The sequence below is a fragment of the Pseudoalteromonas porphyrae genome (genome assembly GCF_001298125.1).
Lineage (GTDB): Bacteria > Pseudomonadota > Gammaproteobacteria > Enterobacterales > Alteromonadaceae > Pseudoalteromonas > Pseudoalteromonas neustonica.
Map to the genome: position 1 here is coordinate 38,026 of NZ_LHPH01000022.1, position 17,045 is coordinate 55,070.

General features: G+C 40.1%; 18 protein-coding genes. 17 read left to right on the top strand and 1 reads right to left on the bottom strand.

The genetic code is table 11. The features are described from left to right. Window positions 1-44 precede the first annotated feature (44 nt). The 5 genes from lexA to ADS77_RS16535 all read left to right on the top strand — a co-directional run bounded on the left by lexA (window position 45) and on the right by ADS77_RS16535 (window position 5,262). Window positions 45-662 carry a transcriptional repressor LexA gene (gene lexA, locus ADS77_RS16515; RefSeq protein WP_054206090.1) on the top strand — a complete coding sequence of 206 codons (618 nt, stop codon included), beginning with the start codon at window positions 45-47 and terminating at the stop codon, window positions 660-662. Between the two features lie 418 nt (window positions 663-1,080). Further along, window positions 1,081-2,223, top strand: a complete 1,143-nt coding sequence (gene coxB, locus ADS77_RS16520; RefSeq protein ID WP_054206091.1) for a cytochrome c oxidase subunit II — start codon at window positions 1,081-1,083, stop codon at window positions 2,221-2,223. Further along, a complete protein-coding gene (gene ctaD / locus ADS77_RS16525; RefSeq protein ID WP_054206092.1) occupies window positions 2,223-3,824 on the top strand; it encodes a cytochrome c oxidase subunit I in 1,602 nt (533 codons plus the stop codon). Before coxB ends, ctaD begins: the two co-directional genes overlap by 1 nt. Further along, entirely contained in the window at window positions 3,824-4,351 is a 528-nt protein-coding gene (locus ADS77_RS16530) for a cytochrome c oxidase assembly protein (RefSeq protein WP_054206093.1), read from the top strand. Before ctaD ends, ADS77_RS16530 begins: the two co-directional genes overlap by 1 nt. Window positions 4,352-4,386: 35 nt before the next feature. Then, window positions 4,387-5,262, top strand: coding sequence for a cytochrome c oxidase subunit 3 (locus ADS77_RS16535; RefSeq protein WP_054455403.1), 876 nt, complete (start codon window positions 4,387-4,389; stop codon window positions 5,260-5,262). On the opposite strand, the gene ADS77_RS16540 is transcribed toward ADS77_RS16535, so the two are convergent. Next, the gene (locus tag ADS77_RS16540) at window positions 5,240-5,476 is read right to left on the bottom strand and encodes a DUF2909 family protein (protein WP_054455404.1); all 237 of its coding nucleotides are present in this window, start codon (window positions 5,474-5,476) and stop codon (window positions 5,240-5,242) included. The two genes, ADS77_RS16535 and ADS77_RS16540, sit on opposite strands and share 23 nt — an antisense overlap. A 12-nt stretch (window positions 5,477-5,488) precedes the next feature. On the opposite strand from ADS77_RS16540, the gene ADS77_RS16545 reads away from it, so the two are divergent. The 12 genes from ADS77_RS16545 to cheD all read left to right on the top strand — a co-directional run bounded on the left by ADS77_RS16545 (window position 5,489) and on the right by cheD (window position 17,043). Further along, a complete protein-coding gene (locus ADS77_RS16545; protein WP_054455406.1) occupies window positions 5,489-6,226 on the top strand; it encodes an SURF1 family protein in 738 nt (245 codons plus the stop codon). Beyond that, a complete protein-coding gene (locus ADS77_RS16550; RefSeq protein ID WP_054206096.1) occupies window positions 6,226-6,720 on the top strand; it encodes a hypothetical protein in 495 nt (164 codons plus the stop codon). Before ADS77_RS16545 ends, ADS77_RS16550 begins: the two co-directional genes overlap by 1 nt. 17 nt (window positions 6,721-6,737) lie before the next feature. After that, window positions 6,738-7,727 carry a COX15/CtaA family protein gene (locus tag ADS77_RS16555; protein ID WP_054455408.1) on the top strand — a complete coding sequence of 330 codons (990 nt, stop codon included), beginning with the start codon at window positions 6,738-6,740 and terminating at the stop codon, window positions 7,725-7,727. A gap of 8 nt (window positions 7,728-7,735) precedes the next feature. Then, window positions 7,736-8,644 (top strand): heme o synthase, encoded by a 909-nt coding sequence (gene cyoE, locus ADS77_RS16560; RefSeq protein WP_054206138.1) that lies wholly within the window; start codon window positions 7,736-7,738, stop codon window positions 8,642-8,644. Further along, on the top strand, window positions 8,641-9,252 hold the full coding sequence (locus ADS77_RS16565) for an SCO family protein (RefSeq protein ID WP_054455411.1): 612 nt from the start codon (window positions 8,641-8,643) through the stop codon (window positions 9,250-9,252). Before cyoE ends, ADS77_RS16565 begins: the two co-directional genes overlap by 4 nt. Window positions 9,253-9,428: 176 nt before the next feature. Further along, window positions 9,429-9,701, top strand: a complete 273-nt coding sequence (locus ADS77_RS16570; protein ID WP_054206099.1) for a lipid asymmetry maintenance protein MlaB — start codon at window positions 9,429-9,431, stop codon at window positions 9,699-9,701. Between the two features lie 9 nt (window positions 9,702-9,710). Continuing rightward, window positions 9,711-10,073, top strand: coding sequence for a response regulator (locus tag ADS77_RS16575; protein WP_054206100.1), 363 nt, complete (start codon window positions 9,711-9,713; stop codon window positions 10,071-10,073). A gap of 14 nt (window positions 10,074-10,087) precedes the next feature. Then, window positions 10,088-12,169 (top strand): chemotaxis protein CheA, encoded by a 2,082-nt coding sequence (locus tag ADS77_RS16580; RefSeq protein ID WP_054455413.1) that lies wholly within the window; start codon window positions 10,088-10,090, stop codon window positions 12,167-12,169. After that, entirely contained in the window at window positions 12,166-12,663 is a 498-nt protein-coding gene (locus tag ADS77_RS16585) for a chemotaxis protein CheW (protein ID WP_054206102.1), read from the top strand. Before ADS77_RS16580 ends, ADS77_RS16585 begins: the two co-directional genes overlap by 4 nt. Window positions 12,664-12,696: 33 nt before the next feature. Further along, window positions 12,697-15,417, top strand: a complete 2,721-nt coding sequence (locus ADS77_RS16590; RefSeq protein WP_054455415.1) for a methyl-accepting chemotaxis protein — start codon at window positions 12,697-12,699, stop codon at window positions 15,415-15,417. Between the two features lie 193 nt (window positions 15,418-15,610). After that, entirely contained in the window at window positions 15,611-16,423 is an 813-nt protein-coding gene (locus tag ADS77_RS16595; protein ID WP_054206104.1) for a CheR family methyltransferase, read from the top strand. 2 nt (window positions 16,424-16,425) lie between these two features. Further along, window positions 16,426-17,043, top strand: a complete 618-nt coding sequence (gene cheD / locus ADS77_RS16600; protein ID WP_054206105.1) for a chemoreceptor glutamine deamidase CheD — start codon at window positions 16,426-16,428, stop codon at window positions 17,041-17,043. Window positions 17,044-17,045: the final 2 nt, after the last annotated feature.

Below are 17,045 nucleotides of genomic sequence, written 5' to 3' on the forward strand. Positions count from 1 at the left end.
TGTATATACTCACAGTTAAATGTACTGTATGGAAACCCAGTTGTATGCGCCCATTAACGAATCGCCAAGCTCAAATTCTCGAACTTATTAAAGCTTTTATCAAAGATACAGGCATGCCACCAACGCGTGCAGAAATTGCGCAGACGCTAGGTTTTAAAAGTGCAAATGCGGCAGAAGAGCATTTAAAAGCACTTGCTAAAAAAGGTGTAATTAAAATGAAACCTGGTGCAAGCCGAGGTATTCAACTGGTTGAAGAAGATGAGCCAGAGCAACTAGGTTTACCGCTTATTGGTAGGGTGGCCGCGGGTGAACCAATATTGGCTGAGCAACATGTTGAAAGCCATTGCCAAGTTGATCCGCTGTTATTTAAGCCAGCTGCTGACTTTTTACTGCGTGTACAGGGCATGAGTATGAAAGATATTGGCATTATGGATGGTGATTTATTAGCTGTACATCGTACTCAAGTGGCTGAAAATGGCCAAGTAGTGGTGGCACGTGTTGATGATGATGTAACCGTTAAGCGTATTGAAAAAGCTGGGAAAAAAGTTTTCTTACATGCTGAAAATGATGACTTCTGCGCAATTGAAGTTGATCTAGAGCATGAATCTTTCAATATAGAAGGTTTGGCTGTTGGTGTTATTCGTAACGCCGATTGGATGTAATAACTTTTTCATAGAGTGGCATCAAATAGCTGAAGTTTGATGCTTTACATTTTTTAACCCCTAATATATTAGAACCCACACTTGTAAGTACCATTCAAAGCCTTATTACCCCTACTTATCCACTGCTTTTAGCTATTTAATATTACCTTCCTTTGGAAAATAACGCGCTGATTTTTAGTTGTTATTTTTGCAGTAAAATAAAATTTAATTGCCATTAAAACTTGCTAATTGTTCATTTTTTAACTAATTGGTTAATACACTGTATTAACAATTGCTCTTTAATGAGTGTGTTTATGCCTGTGGCATAAATAAATTGTTAACTTTCAGTTAAAATAACAATAAACGAATTGGCGCGATTTAATAGCAGTGCCGCCTTTTCGCTTTGCATTTTTGCAATAGCATTCAAAGGAGTCGTCACATGGGTAAACTGAGCTCTACCTTGTGGCTTATATTGTTTGTTCTACCGCAGCAAGTATTGGCAAATAGCCAATTTAATATGCGAAAGGGCGTAACAGATATAAGTAATGATGTTTATCAACTGCACATGACAATATTTATTATATGTTGTGTGATTGGTGTAATTGTGTTCGCGGTTATGTTTTGGGCACTAATCCATCACCGAAAATCAAAAGGGGCAAAACCTGCCCAATTCCATGAAAGTACAAAAGTAGAAATCCTCTGGACGGCAATACCATTTGTAATCTTAATCGCTATGGCGGTACCCGCTACTAAAACTCTAATTTCGATGGAAGATGCCAGCAAAGCTGATTTGACCATTAAAATTACGGGGTCGCAGTGGAAGTGGCATTATGAATACATGGGTGAAGACGTTGCTTTTTACTCTATTCTATCAACCCCTCAAGATCAAATTTCCAACCAAGCAGATAAAACAAACACCTATCTACTTGAAGTTGATAAACCATTGGTATTACCAATTAATAAAAAAGTACGTTTTTTGATGACTTCAGACGATGTTATCCACTCTTGGTGGGTACCTGATTTTGCTGTTAAAAAAGATGCAAACCCTGGCTTTATCAATGAAACGTGGACCAAAATTAATGAAGAGGGAATTTATCGAGGTCAGTGTGCTGAACTATGTGGTAAAGATCATGGTTTTATGCCTGTTGTTGTTGAGGCTAAGTCTGAGCAAGCGTTTACCGATTGGTTGCAACAAGCGAAGCAAGCCAAAAAAACGGCAGCAGCAGCAGATGCAGCCCTGCTTGACCAAACCCTCCCTAAAGAGGAGTTAATGGTGTTGGGAGAGCAAGTGTATATGGCTAGTTGCGCCGCATGCCATCAACCAACAGGAATGGGTTTACCAGGTGTATTTCCTGCGCTCAAAGGTAATCCTGTGGTGTTGGGGGATATTAATGATCATATTGATGTGGTGATTAATGGTCGCCCAGGTACTGCGATGCAAGCATTTGTTAAGCAGTTATCAATTAAGCAATTGGCAGCTGTCGTTACCTATAAACGTAATGCATGGGGTAATGATACTGGGGATGTGATTCAACCGAGTCAAATACAAGCCGCGATTGATGCAACTTCGGAGGCTAAATAATGAGTAGCGTAACAGAGCAACAACATAATGAAGCTGGGCATCATGACGGCGGACATCATCACCCTGCAAAAGGGTTTAAGCGTTGGTTGTACACAACTAACCATAAAGACATTGGCAGCTTATATTTAATTTTCTCGTTGACCATGTTTTTAATTGGTGGCGCGATGGCGATGGTTATACGCGCTGAGTTGTTTCAGCCGGGACTACAATTAGTTGATCCTCACTTCTTTAATCAAATGACTACAGTACATGGCTTGATCATGGTATTTGGTGCTGTTATGCCTGCTTTCACAGGGCTGGCAAACTGGATGGTGCCCTTGATGATCGGTGCGCCAGATATGGCGTTACCTCGAATGAATAATTGGAGTTTTTGGATTTTACCATTCGCGTTTTTAATTCTATTAGCCTCATTATTTATGCCTGGTGGTGGCCCTGCATTTGGTTGGACATTTTATGCACCACTTTCTACTACATACAGTAACGATAACACCGCGTTTTTTGTGTTTGCTGTGCATATCATGGGAATTAGCTCAATCATGGGAGCAATCAATGTCATTGTGACCATTGTTAATATGCGAGCTCCAGGTATGACTTGGATGAAGCTACCGTTATTTGTATGGACTTGGCTAATAACGGCATTTTTACTTATTGCTGTAATGCCTGTATTGGCAGGTGCCGTGACTATGGTCCTGACGGATAAATACTTTGCGACCAGCTTTTTTGACGCGGCTGGGGGCGGTGATCCGGTGATGTTCCAACACATATTCTGGTTCTTCGGGCACCCTGAGGTGTACATCATGATATTACCGGCCTTCGGTATTATCTCAACAATAGTACCTACCTTTTCGCGTAAGCGGCTATTTGGCTATGCCTCTATGGTTTACGCGACGTCCTCAATTGCGTTGTTGAGCTTTATTGTTTGGGCGCACCATATGTTTACGACGGGTATGCCGGTCGCTGGGGAGCTATTTTTTATGTATGCGACCATGCTGATTTCGGTGCCAACGGGCGTTAAGGTATTTAACTGGGTAGCCACTATGTGGCGGGGTTCGATTAGCTTTGAAGTACCCATGTTATTTAGCATCGCCTTTATTGTGTTGTTTACGATTGGTGGTTTCTCAGGGTTAATGTTGGCAATCACCCCTGCAGATTTTCAATATCACGACACTTACTTTGTGGTGGCACATTTTCACTATGTATTAGTGACAGGTGCGGTCTTCTCAATCATGGCGGGGGCTTATTATTGGCTGCCAAAATGGACGGGTAATATGTTTAATATCACTTTGGCTAAATGGCACTTTTGGTTGTCGTTAGTGAGTGTGAATGTGCTGTTCTTTCCAATGCACTTTGTTGGTCTTGCAGGTATGCCACGTCGGATCCCTGATTATGCGCTGCAATTTGCCGATTTTAACGCGATTATTAGTATTGGCGGCTTTGCTTTTGGCCTTTCACAATTGCTGTTTGTTGTTGTGGTGTATAAATGCGCACGCGGTGGCGACAAAGTTCCGGCAAAAGTATGGGATGGTGCTGAAGGTCTTGAGTGGGAGGTTGCTTCTCCAGCGCCTTATCACACATTTGAAACCCCACCGGAGATTAAGTAATGAGTCATGCACCGTTACTTAAACGCTTAGTTTTAATATGCCTAGGCATGTTTGCTTTTGCGTTTGCAATGGTGCCGTTGTACGACGTTTTTTGTGATGTTACAGGGCTTAATGGTAAGCCCTCGCTAGAGCAAGCAAAGCAAAGCACGCATATAAATGAAAAGCGTGAAATAGATGTGAGCTTTACTACGCATGCACAAAGTGGCGCGCCGTTTAAGGTGAAATCACATGAATATAGTGTGGTTGTTAAACCTGGTGCTATGCGTGAGGTGTTATTCAAAGCAAAAAATATCAGTAATGAAGATAAAGTAATGCAAGCTGTGCCGTCGGTATCGCCAGGTAAAGCAGCTAAGTATCTACATAAAATGGCCTGTTTTTGTTTTGATCAACAGCCCTTAAAAGCAGGGGAGGAGGTTGAGTTTAAATTACTTTTTTATGTTGATACGGAACTCCCTGATGATGTGGAAGAAATAACTTTATCTTATACCGTGTTTGATATTAGCAAGCAGTTAGTCGCCAGTAATTAGGCCGCCAAACTAATCGCTATTTAGGAGCAAATAAAATGGATAAAAATCACGAAAAATACTATGTGCCCGCGCAAAGTCCGTGGCCAATAGTCGGTGCATTTGCAATGTTTTTTATTGCAGTGGGTGCCGCGCTTACTGTGATGCAGGCTAAGAATGAAGGTGGCAATGGTCATTATATTCTCTATGTAGGCATTGGCGTGTTGTTGTTTATGTTATTTAGTTGGTTTAAAAATGTCATTGAAGAGTCTGATAAGGGTTTATATTCAGCGCAAATGGATCGCTCTTTTCGTCAAGGTATGAGTTGGTTTATTTTCTCTGAGGTGATGTTTTTTATGGCGTTTTTTGGTGCATTGTTTTATGCCCGTATCCTATCTGTGCCTTGGTTGGGTGGAGCGGGTAATAATGCAATGACCAATGAGGTGCTATGGCCAACCTTCGAGGCTATGTGGCCATTAGTCACAACACCAGCAGGAGGTACAACACAAGCCATGGGTTGGCAGGGGTTGCCACTGATCAACACATTAATATTACTCACCTCATCGGTCACTTTGCATTTTGCACATGTCGCAATGGAGAATAATAAGCGCGGACCATTAAAGGTATTTTTGGCATTAACGGTTGCGCTAGGAGTTTGCTTTTTAGGCCTACAAGTTGAAGAGTATATTCATGCCTACCAAGATCTTGGGTTGACCTTAGATGCTGGTGTATACGGCAATACATTCTTTTTACTGACCGGTTTTCATGGCCTGCATGTGACCTTAGGTACGGTTTTATTATTGGTCATTCTAATTCGAATTATTAAAGGCCATTTTAGCCCGGATAAACATTTTGCTTTTCAAGCGGCTGCTTGGTATTGGCATTTTGTTGATGTGGTATGGCTGTGTTTATTTATATTTGTATACGTGCTGTAATTTTGTGAATAGGCGATGCGTTACTGTGGATAAAACCGATCTTTAACGCTGCAATTACAATCACTAATACAACAACAGAAAATAATACACGACGGCCTAAATAGTGAGACATAGGCCGTCCATCCGCTTTACCTGAGACCATAATAAATAAAGCTCGGAACAAGTTAAAAAGTATAAATAGTAGCAACAGTACGATAATAATTTTAATAATCACTGGGTCACCTTTATGCAGTTAATTTTATGGCGTAAACAAAAGCTTAGCTCAATTATCATACTTTGCGTGGTGGTGATTGTGATTTTAGTGTGCTTACGTTTGGGGTATTGGCAGTTACAAAGAGCTGAAAAAAAAGCACTACAGCTAACACAAATAGCCGAGCTACAAGAGCAGGGAGTTTTGAGTTGGAAGCAAATGCATCAGCTTCCAACTAAGTGGAATAAAACCGGGTTGCATGTAACTGTGACGGGCATGCTTGATACAGAGCAATACTGGCTGTTAGACAATCAAGTCTATCAAGGGCAAGTTGGCTACGATGTTGTTACTTTATTAAAATTGACCAACAGTGATGATAACTTATTAGTAAATTTGGGGTGGGTTAAGGCCCCCATTAGCCGCGAACAGTTACCTCTGGTTCATTTACCAGCAACCCCTTTCACCATGACAGTGCAATTAAAGCAAGGCACGCTCAGTGGCTTTACGTTGCAAAAAGCAACGCAACACATAGATTCAAACTGGCCTAAGCGCATACAAATTATTGACTTAGCATTATTTACACAGCAGACGGGTCGTAACATAGTTGAATTTATGGGGTATCGTCAAGGTGATGGCGATAACATCGCTGTGCCTCATTATAAAGCTGTGGTGATGAGCCCCGAAAAACATCAAGCATATGCTGTGCAGTGGTTTTTAATCGCTGTTGCTTGCCTAGTTATTGCAATATTCGCTAGTAAAAAGAAGGAATTATAATGAAAAATAATCCATTAATGATATTTATTGGTTGTTGTTTAGTGCCTTTAATAATGGCGTATTTAGCCTTAAAACTTGACTGGATCCCAAGCGCATCGAGTAATAAAGGCGAGTTTTTAACTCAAGAAATTAAACTGCAAGATTGGCAACAATCTGAGCATAAACAGTGGACTATAGCGCTTAATCACCCTGCACAATGTGAGCAAGCGTGCGCTGAGCAATTACACGCACTAAACAATCTTTATGTTGCCCTTGGTAAAAACCAAGGCAAAGTCGATATGGCAATACTTGGGCAGGCGCAACAGCAAACATTGCGCTGGCGTGAACTCCCTGCAGTCGATGTGCTCCAGCCAGCAAGTTTATATTTAATTGATCATATGGGGTTGGTCGTTTTGCAGTACCCGTATCATGTAGAACCTCAGCAAAACCGTTTAACTCAAAAAGGATTGTTAAAAGATTTAAAAAAATTACTTAACTACTCGCGTTCAAGCTAATTTAAGGAGTGCTAACTATGTATAAAAATTATAAAAACTTGGTATTAGCTACGTTTATGTTGTCGATTTTAGTTATTGGGCTTGGCGCTTATACTCGTTTAAGTGATGCGGGTTTAGGTTGCCCTGATTGGCCAGGGTGTTATGGATTTTTAACCGTGCCCAAGCATGCAGCTGACCTCGCTCATGTAGAGCAAAGTTACCCTGATATGATGTTTGAAACCGCGAAAGCGTGGAAGGAAATGATCCACCGCTATTTTGCAGGTACCCTTGGCTTATTAATTTTAGCGCTATTTATATTGGCTTTTTCAAAGCGTCAACATCCGACCACGCCTGTTAAGTTACCATTGTTACTACTTGCGTTAGTGGTTTTTCAGGCCGCGCTAGGCATGTGGACTGTTACCATGAACTTGCAGCCTGTCATTGTAATGGGCCACCTTTTGGGCGGCTTTAGTATTTTGTCTTTAGTTACACTGTTGTATTTACGACTTACTGCACAGCCTATTAGTGGAGGCGATGCCCCTGCAAGGCGTCATTTTAAGCTGAGCTTGGTTGCGTTAGTGGTACTGGTAATTCAAATTGCGCTAGGCGGCTGGTTAGCTGCTAATTATGCTGCCCCACATTGTAACGGTTTACCGCTGTGTAGTTATGGCCAACCATTTTCGCTTAGTAGTGTATTTCAATTACCGTTAGAGCAAAGTACTTATGAATATGGCGTGCTTTCACAGCAAGCAAGAATGTCGATTCATTTACTGCATAGAATATGGGCTTTGGTTACGTGTGTAGTGTTAGCACTGATCATGTGGCGCATTTATAGCGATGCACTATCTAAAAAGATAAAACATTGCACTGTGGCGGTCTTAATTGCACTGCTATGTCAGATTTGTTTAGGATTAGCGGTTGTGCATTGGCATTTTCCTTTAGGTATCGCACTGGCACATAACCTCATGGCTGCCATACTCTTATTAACGGTAGTTCGTTTATGTTTTTACTTAAAAGTACGTACTTAGGGGCAGTTATGACACAACTAATAGCAATAACAAAGTTAGCACCTAGTCAAATTAGCGCGTTAATTAATGATTATCTCGCAATTTGTAAATTCAAAGTAGTCGCCATGTTGGTACTAACAGCATGGGTGGGGTTAGCGCTTGCACCAGATGTTGGTCGAGGGATGGGTGTACAGCTAATCAGCTTGTTAGGGATCGGGTTATTATCAGCAGCGGCAGCTGTTATTAATCACGTGGTTGATAGCGAAATAGATAGTAAAATGGCGCGCACACGTCATCGTCCAGTTGCTAAGGGGCGGTTATCTAAGTTTCATGCATTGAGTTTTGCAACAGTGATTGGCGTTAGTGGTTTTATTATGTTGATGCTATGGGCTAACCCGTTAACTGCAATATTGACCTTATTTGCATTGGTTGGTTATGCATTTATTTATACTTCATTTTTAAAACGAGCAACCCCACAAAATATAGTTATTGGTGGGCTCGCTGGTGCAATGCCACCATTACTAGGCTGGGTCTCTGAAACTGGGCAAATGGCAGCTGCTCCTTGGTTGTTGGTAATGATTATTTTCACCTGGACGCCTCCACATTTTTGGGCTTTGGCAATTGCCCGAAAAAGTGATTATGAACGAGCAAAAATACCCATGTTACCTGTTACCCACGGTATTGATTTTTGTAAAACATGTGTAGTCGCTTATTCAATTTTATTAGCACTGGTATGTGTACTGCCTTACTTAATTGGCATGTCAGGTGCTATTTATTTAATAGCCTCAACGGTACTTAATGGGATTTTTATTTATAAAGCAGTAAAACTTAAAATGGCAGGAAGTGACGACACTGCGATGGATTTATTCCGTTTTTCAATCGTTCATTTAATGGTACTCTTTGTGGTCTTATTTGTAGACAAATGGCTTGTTATATGAAGTTTAATGCGAATGTATTATTAGTTTTAAGTTTGTTTTTTTTGGTTGCTTGTAGTGAAAATAAAGTAGCTACGGTTGACGCACTTGTTTACGAGCAAAGTAAGCCGCTTAATGATTTTATCTTGCAAGATCAAAATAGTGAACCGGTGACTAAGCAAGCGTTTTTAAATCAGTGGAACTTGGTTTTTTTAGGCTATACGAGCTGTCCAGATATTTGTCCGCTTACCTTAGCTAAACTTAATAATGTTCATAAGGCATTAAAAGACAAGTATCCGCTGCAAGTTTGGTTTTTATCCGTTGATCCACAACGAGATACACCCGACAAGCGCAAAGCGTATATTGACTATTTTAATCCAGATTTCTTAGCTGTTTCAGGCCCACATAAAGACTTATTCCCATTAGTGCGAGAACTGGGGCTAATATACGCAATCAGCGATAGTGATGAGCAAGAGTATGCTGTCGATCACAGTGCATCAGTTGCAATGGTTGATTCAACTGGAGCTGTTAGGGCTATTTTTAAACCTGAATTTAAAGCAGGTAGCACGCCTTTGATTAATGCAAAAAAACTAATAATTGAATTTTCAGTAATTGCAGATCAATATCAATAATTAATTGCTAATTAAAAACTACATGTATTCATGAAGGAGCACGATGTGCTCCTTTTTTTATCTGAATTTTTCATCATGAAATATATTTATTCTTTTTTCAGTGCTTTTGTGGCTTTTTTACTAACTCGGTCTAAGCTTTTGTTATGAATTGGTAAAACAAGGAAAGTAATAAAATTATGTTAAAGCTTCCTGCAGAATTGACTATCACCCAAGTTGAGGTTTTACATCAAGATATATTACGCGAATTAAATAGCAATGATGATGTATGTTTGGATATTAGTGATGTCTCTAGTGCGGATACTGCAACTATTCAGTTGTTATGTGCTTTGCAAAAACATTTACTTTCTGTACATCATAAAATTATTTGGGTAGGGCAGAGCGATCCATTAAAAAGTACCATTAATAGTTTGGGTCTGAGTGAATATCTAATACTCGAAAGTACAGATTAAGAGGTCAATATGAAAAGAATTTTAGCGGTGGATGATTCCGCATCAATGCGCCAAATGGTGGGATTCACCTTAAAAAAGGCAGGGTTTGATGTTACTGAAGCAAAAGATGGTAGTGAAGCATTAAGCATCGCTAAGCAGCAAGGTTTTGATGCTGTTATATCAGATGTCAATATGCCAATAATGGATGGTATTACTTTGATCCGTGAGTTACGGACTCTGCCAAACTATAAATTCACGCCGTTATTAATGTTAACAACTGAATCCGGTATGGATAAAAAAGTTGAAGGGAAGGCGGCAGGAGCCACAGGTTGGATTGTAAAGCCTTTTAACCCTGAGCAATTATTGGCTGTCATCAAGAAAGTGATTCGCTAATTTAGGGAGCGGGCATGAGTATAGATTTAAGTCAATTTTTTGAAGTCTTTTTTGAGGAAAGTTTCGAAGGCTTGGATGCAATGGAGGCTGAGTTGCTAAACTTGGTTCCCGGAGAGGAAGACTTAGAAACGATCAATACAATTTTTCGTGCTGCGCATTCAATTAAAGGCGGCAGTGGCACATTTGGTTTTAACTCGGTATCTGACTTCACTCATGTACTCGAAACTTTATTAGATCAAATACGAGAAGGCAAAAGAGAGTTAACAACAGAGCACGTTGACCTGTTACTAAAATCGGTGGATTGTTTACGCGCTTTGCTCAGTGCTTTGCAATCAGAGCAAGAACCAGATCTTGAAGAAGCTAATGCCTTAAGGCTTAAATTTGAGGCTATTTTAGGGCTAGGGCAATCCGAACACGATAACCCTAACTCAGAATGTGCAGATGAACAGCAGGCAGAAGTAAACACATACCAAATAGATTTTAAGCCCTACCATCATTTATTTAAAACAGGTAATGAGCCTTTATACATGATCAGCGAGCTAGCTGAGTTAGGTGAGCTCGAAACCCATGTATCTCATAATGAAATCCCTGATATTACAGATTTAACGGCCGATGATTGCTTTCTTTCCTGGCGCTTCTTTTTAAATACCGAAAAAGAAGAGCGTGTTATTAGAGAGATATTTGAATGGGTGGAAGATGATTGTGATTTAACAATTACGCTGTGTGGCGGGCTTTTCTCAGAAGATGATACGGCGCAAGGAGCCGAAGAAAATAACCCAGATAGTAAAATAGAACCTGCTTCATCAGCACCTATTAATACGCAAGAGGTTAAAAAAGCGGTGGTAAGCAAGGCACCACCTCCAGCAACTGAATCAACTTCTATACGCGTTGGTATTGATAAAGTGGATTCACTGATCAACATGGTTGGTGAGTTAGTAATAACCCAAGCGATGCTAACGCAACTTGGGGAGCAGGAAATTACTGAAGCGACGATTGCTTCTTTGCAAGAAGGATTAGCGCAGTTAGCGCATAACACTCGTGATTTACAAGAAAATGTAATGCGAATACGGATGCTCCCCATAAGCTTTGTGTTCAGTCGTTTCCCTCGTTTAGTAAGAGATATTTCACAAAAGTTAAATAAACAAGTTGAGTTGAAATTACTAGGAGAGCAGACAGAGCTTGATAAAACGGTAATGGAAAAAATCTCCGACCCAATGGTGCATCTAGTTCGTAATTCGCTTGATCATGGCCTTGAAACTGTCGATCAGCGTCTTGCAGTAGGTAAAGACCCCGTAGGTATTGTCACGCTCAATGCATTTCATCAAGGCGGTAATATCGTTATTGAAATTATGGATGATGGGCAAGGCCTTAATACCACTAAAATCAAAGAAAAAGCTATTGCAAATGGACTGATAGCATTAGGCGACGAGCTTAGCGATGACGAAATCAACGAATTAATTTTTATGCCGGGATTCTCAACTGCAGATGCGGTAAGTGATATTTCAGGACGCGGCGTTGGAATGGACGTAGTTAGGCGTAATATTCAATCGCTTAATGGTTCTGTAGAAGTGTCGTCCGCGACGGGTGTTGGCTCGACTTTTACGATTCGTTTACCACTGACGCTGGCTATTTTAGATGGTCAGTTAGTTAAAGTTGCAAAACACACATACATTATTCCTTTAATTTCAATTGTTGAGTCATTGCAAATCGATATCACCAAAGTAAGTCGAGTGGGTAAAGATCTTGATGTTTTAAGGCTGCGTGATGAATACATCCCTATTTTACGTTTGTACAATATTTTTAATCATCAAGGTGCTATTGAGACCTTAGATAAAACCTTGTTAGTCGTTGTTGAAAGCGATAATCAAAAAATAGGTTTACTAGTAGATGATTTACTTTCTCAGCAACAAGTTGTGATTAAGAGCTTAGAAGCTAATTATCAAAAGGTAGACGGTGTATCTGGGGCGACAATTTTAGGTGATGGCCGTGTTTCTCTAATTATAGATATTAGTGGTTTAATTAAATTATCTGGCTTACGAAAACCAGGAAGCCAAGAGTTGATTATTGAATCGCAAGCTAATTTGGAGGCGTCATGATCTCTGGGCAAAGCGAATTAGATAACAAGATAATGCTAGAACAAGCAAAAGGGGTGAAGCAATTTCTCACTTTTATTATGGCGGATGAGGAGTACGGTGTAGATATTTTAACTGTGCAAGAAATTCGTAGTTGGGAAGAAATTACAGTGCTACCTAATGCACCAGATTACGTCAAAGGGGTTATTAATCTACGTGGGACCATAGTCCCTATTTTAGATTTGAGGTTGCGGTTTGGATTACCGAGTATTGAGTATGGTCCTTTAACTGTTGTGATAGTCGTAAAAGTGAATTTTGAACAAGGCAGCAAGATTATGGGCGTAGTCGTGGACGCTGTATCTGATGTTTATAGCATCGCAGAAGAAGACGCGAAAACAGTGCCTAATTTTACGGATTCTGATAACTCAGAGTTTGTTGCAGGGCTGGTAAATGTAGGTGAAAAAATGGTTGCGTTACTTGATTTGAAAAAAACAATGAAGATTAAATGTACGCATTAAAAACCATAACAGATAAATAAAAAGGTGATTGGCATGTGGTGGTTTAGTAATTCAAAACAGTCAGAATCAAGTAATGACCTAGTCGTTGCTGCATTAAATAAGTCTTTAGCGGTCATTGAATTTGAGCCCGAGGGGCAAATTATTACTGCCAATGACAATTTTCTAAATGTAATGGGTTACCAGCTTGAGGAAATTCAGTGTCAACATCATGCCATGTTTGTTGATCCTACAGAGGTCGACAGCGCGCAATATCAAGAGTTTTGGCAGCGACTTAAAAGTGGTGAGTTTATCCGCGATGAATTCAAGCGCACAGGTAATCATGGTAAAGAAATTTGGATACAAGCGACGTACAACCCTGTCATAGACGCGCAAGGAAAAGTATTAAAAGTTGTTAAGTTTGCCACAGACATTACACAGCAAAAACGCCTTGCAGCTGATGTGGCCAGTCAAATAGAAGCAATTAATAAATCCCAAGCAGTGATCGAATTTAACCTTGATGGCACCATTATTACGGCCAATGATAATTTTTTAAACACACTTGGTTATAGTCTGGATGAAATTAGAGGCAAGCATCACCGTTTATTTGTTGAACAGGAATATGCTAAAAGTACTGAATATAACCAGTTTTGGCGAAAATTAGGAGATGGAGAATTTGACTCAGGTGAGTACTTGCGTATAGCAAAAGATGGTAGAAAGATCTGGATACAAGCGTCTTACAATCCTATTTTTGACCCTAACGGAAAACCATATAAAGTCATTAAATATGCTAGTGATATTAGTGCCCAAAAAGCAGTATCTGAAAAAGCGCGCTCGACTGCAGATTTAGCGAATGCCTTAAAAGTATGCCAAGCAAATGTGATGATTGCAGATAACGATTTAAAGATTGTTTTTGTAAATGAGAAAGTAAAACAAATGCTGCAGGCGCGTGAGGCTAAGCTAAAAACCGTTTTGCCATCATTTTCAGTGGCGGATCTTATAGGTACCTGTGTAGATGATTTTCATAAGCAGCCATCGCATCAGCGCAAAGTATTGTCAGAACTTAACAAGCCACATAAAGCCACTTTACGTTTAGCGGAACTTATTTTTAGTCTCATCGCTACGCCTTGGCTTGGTAGTGATGGGCAGCGGTTAGGAACGATTGTTGAGTGGCAAGATATAACAGATAGTGAAAATAAAGCTGAGCAAGAAAAACGTGAATCACAAGAGAATTTACGTGTGCGCCGAGCGTTAGATCGCGTTGCTACTAATACTATGATTGCGGATGCAGATAATAACATCATTTATATGAATGATGCGGTTGTTAGTATGATGCGTACGGCAGAGAAAGATTTACGCAAAGACCTACCTACTTTTGATAGTAGTAAGTTATTAGGGCAAAACATTGATGTATTTCATAAGAACCCAGTCCATCAGCGTAATATATTAAGTAAATTAAATAAAACGTATAGTGCTGAAATACTGGTTGGCGGGCGAACTTTTGGCCTAGTTGCTAACCCTATTATTACACCTGATAGTGAGCGTATAGGCACTGTCGTTGAGTGGGTTGACCGTACAGAAGAAGTTGCCATAGAAAAAGAAATTAATGATCTAATTAGTGTCGCTGGAAGTGGTGATTTAGATATTAGGATAAAAGAAGCAGATAAAAATGGATTTTTCCTACGCTTAGCCAAAGGATTAAACAGTTTGGTTGGGATTGTAGATGATGCAGTGTCCGGTACAGGGGAAATGCTATCAGCGATGGCTAATGGCGATTTATCAAAACGTATTGAACAAGATTATCAAGGTTCATTTGATAAGCTTAAACGTGATGCTAATGCAACCGCAGATAAATTAACAGAAGTTATCCACCGAATAAATTCATCCGCGACTATGGTTGCCAGTGGTGCGGAAGAGATATCGCAAGGCAATGCAGATTTAAGCCAGCGTACGGAGGAGCAAGCATCAGCATTAGAAGAAACAGCATCAAGTATGGAAGAAATGACAAGTACAGTTCGTCAAAATGCAGATAACGCTAAAGTAGCCAATGAACTGGCGTCAGAAACACGAGACAAAGCACAACTTGGAGGAGAGGTCGTTAATCGAGCTGTAACCAGCATGTCAGCGATCAATGAATCCAGTAAAAAAATTGCTGATATTATAAGTGTGATTGATGAAATTGCTTTTCAAACTAACCTATTAGCGCTTAACGCCGCTGTTGAGGCCGCAAGAGCAGGAGAGCAAGGTAGAGGCTTTGCTGTTGTCGCAGGAGAGGTACGAAACTTAGCTCAGCGCTCTGCAGGGGCTGCAAAAGAGATTAAAGAGTTAATTAGAGATAGTGTTGATAAGGTCGAAGATGGCACGCAATTGGTCAATGAGTCAGGTGCAACGTTGCAAGAAATAGTTACCTGTGTGCAACGTGTCACAGGCATGATTTCGGATATTGCAGAAGCATCTGAAGAGCAAAGCTCAGGCATTGAGCAAGTTAATAAAGCAATTTCTGAAATGGATGAAATGACACAGCAAAATGCGGCCTTGGTTGAACAAGCGTCTGCTGCTGGTGAGTCGATGGCAGAGCAAGCGAATGATATGCGTAAGCTATTACGGTTCTTCTCATTAAGCCAAGAAGAGGCTGTAGTTCCCAACATAGAAAAGCCTAAAGCGACGACCCCACACGTAAGAAGTACTGAAACACCCGTTACACATAGTCGTTATATTCGCAGCGAACCAAGAGGGAATGATTTCTCTGAGCCTTCTGATGAGTGGGAAGAATTTTAAAGTTTATTAATAAACAACAAAGAATATTTTCTATATGGATTTAGAAAAGGTGCGCTGTACATTTTATATCACATAAGTATTTGATTTATTGTACAGCGCGATTAGCGCACGCCAATGCTTAGAATCCTGAGCAGCTAATTACTAAACCCTTAATAGCCGTTATTTCCGACTGTTATAATTGCGAGTGATTGTGATGAAAGAGTTTTTGTTTACCGACGATGATTTTAAGAAAGTATCAGAAAAAGTATATAACTCTTGCGGCATTGTATTGGGTGAGCATAAGCGGGAAATGGTTTATTCACGTTTAGCGCGGCGAGTAAGATCATTGCAGCTCTCCAATTTCAAACAGTACTTAGAGTATTTAGAAGCTCACCATAATCAAGAGTTTAGTGATTTCATTAATGCGATAACCACAAATTTGACGGCATTTTTTCGCGAGCAGCACCATTTTGACTATCTACAAACACAGATTTTTCCAAAGCTATTAATAGCCAATAAAGATACGCGGCGAGTACGTATTTGGTCTGCGGGCTGCTCTACGGGTGAAGAACCTTATTCTTTAGCTATGGTATTGAGTGGTGTATTCCCACGTGATTGGGATGTAAAAATTCTAGCAACCGATTTAGACTCCAACGTTTTGGCGAAAGCGCAGTCTGGTACTTATACCGCAGCAAATGTTAATGGGCTTGAGCCTAGTCAGTTAAAGCGCTGGTTTTTAAGAAGTAAAGATGGTGAGCAATTTAAAGTAAAACCTGAACTGCAACAGATGATTTCTTTTAAACGTTTGAATTTACTGCAAGAGTGGCCGCTTAAAGGCCCATTTGATGTGATTTTTTGTCGTAATGTGGTGATCTATTTTGATAAAGAAACGAAAGAGCAGCTTTTTGAGCGTTATCACCAAGTTTTAGCTATGGATGGACATCTAATGTTGGGTCACTCTGAAACAATGAGTAAGGCACATCAAGAGTTTAAGAATTTAGGGAAGACAATGTATCAGAAGGTTTAATTATGGATAAGCATTTTTCACCAGTACTAAAAGGCTTCGATCATGTAAGACGGTTTTGGGATAGTGGGCATAAAAATGTTGTTGCAAAGGTTTTGCCCGGTGAGTTTTATGTATCAAAAAATGATGAGTTAATTACGACTGTGCTCGGATCATGTATTGCTGCGTGTGTTTATGATGAGCAAGTAGGTGTTGGGGGCATGAATCACTTTATGCTGCCTATTGAAAAAGGACAGGAGCTTACAAATGCTCACAGCCTAAATTGCCGTTATGGAAATTGGGCAATGGAATTTTTAATTAATGAAGTGCTTAAAAATGGTGCATCGCGCGCGAATTTAAAAATAAAGCTCTTTGGTGGCGGACAGATTATTCGGACAATGACGGATATCGGTCTTGGTAATATAAGTTTTGCACAAGCATACGTTCAAGAAGAGGGATTGAGGTTAGTTTCTCAGGATGTAGGGGGCCCATGGCCTCGTAAAGTGGTGTTTCACCCGCAGACGGGTAAAGCTCATGTGAAAAAGCTGCGTAGTGTGCAAAATGAGAATATCGAAAAACGTGAAGTGAACTATCTTCATAATATTGAAAAACAAGAATTAAAAACTGATATTGAATTATTCTAAGG

Excerpts from the sequence above, each read along its gene's own strand:
- coxB (WP_054206091.1), top strand. The coding sequence starts at position 1,081 with ATGGGTAAACTGAGCTCTACCTTGTGGCTTATATTGTTTGTTCTACCG.
- ADS77_RS16550 (WP_054206096.1), top strand. The coding sequence starts at position 6,226 with ATGAAAAATAATCCATTAATGATATTTATTGGTTGTTGTTTAGTGCCT.
- lexA (WP_054206090.1), top strand. The coding sequence starts at position 45 with ATGCGCCCATTAACGAATCGCCAAGCTCAAATTCTCGAACTTATTAAA.
- ADS77_RS16595 (WP_054206104.1), top strand. The coding sequence starts at position 15,611 with ATGAAAGAGTTTTTGTTTACCGACGATGATTTTAAGAAAGTATCAGAA.
- ADS77_RS16535 (WP_054455403.1), top strand. The coding sequence starts at position 4,387 with ATGGATAAAAATCACGAAAAATACTATGTGCCCGCGCAAAGTCCGTGG.
- ADS77_RS16585 (WP_054206102.1), top strand. The coding sequence starts at position 12,166 with ATGATCTCTGGGCAAAGCGAATTAGATAACAAGATAATGCTAGAACAA.
- ctaD (WP_054206092.1), top strand. The coding sequence starts at position 2,223 with ATGAGTAGCGTAACAGAGCAACAACATAATGAAGCTGGGCATCATGAC.
- ADS77_RS16530 (WP_054206093.1), top strand. The coding sequence starts at position 3,824 with ATGAGTCATGCACCGTTACTTAAACGCTTAGTTTTAATATGCCTAGGC.
- ADS77_RS16580 (WP_054455413.1), top strand. The coding sequence starts at position 10,088 with ATGAGTATAGATTTAAGTCAATTTTTTGAAGTCTTTTTTGAGGAAAGT.
- cheD (WP_054206105.1), top strand. The coding sequence starts at position 16,426 with ATGGATAAGCATTTTTCACCAGTACTAAAAGGCTTCGATCATGTAAGA.
- ADS77_RS16545 (WP_054455406.1), top strand. The coding sequence starts at position 5,489 with ATGCAGTTAATTTTATGGCGTAAACAAAAGCTTAGCTCAATTATCATA.
- cyoE (WP_054206138.1), top strand. The coding sequence starts at position 7,736 with ATGACACAACTAATAGCAATAACAAAGTTAGCACCTAGTCAAATTAGC.
- ADS77_RS16590 (WP_054455415.1), top strand. The coding sequence starts at position 12,697 with ATGTGGTGGTTTAGTAATTCAAAACAGTCAGAATCAAGTAATGACCTA.
- ADS77_RS16570 (WP_054206099.1), top strand. The coding sequence starts at position 9,429 with ATGTTAAAGCTTCCTGCAGAATTGACTATCACCCAAGTTGAGGTTTTA.
- ADS77_RS16575 (WP_054206100.1), top strand. The coding sequence starts at position 9,711 with ATGAAAAGAATTTTAGCGGTGGATGATTCCGCATCAATGCGCCAAATG.
- ADS77_RS16555 (WP_054455408.1), top strand. The coding sequence starts at position 6,738 with ATGTATAAAAATTATAAAAACTTGGTATTAGCTACGTTTATGTTGTCG.
- ADS77_RS16565 (WP_054455411.1), top strand. The coding sequence starts at position 8,641 with ATGAAGTTTAATGCGAATGTATTATTAGTTTTAAGTTTGTTTTTTTTG.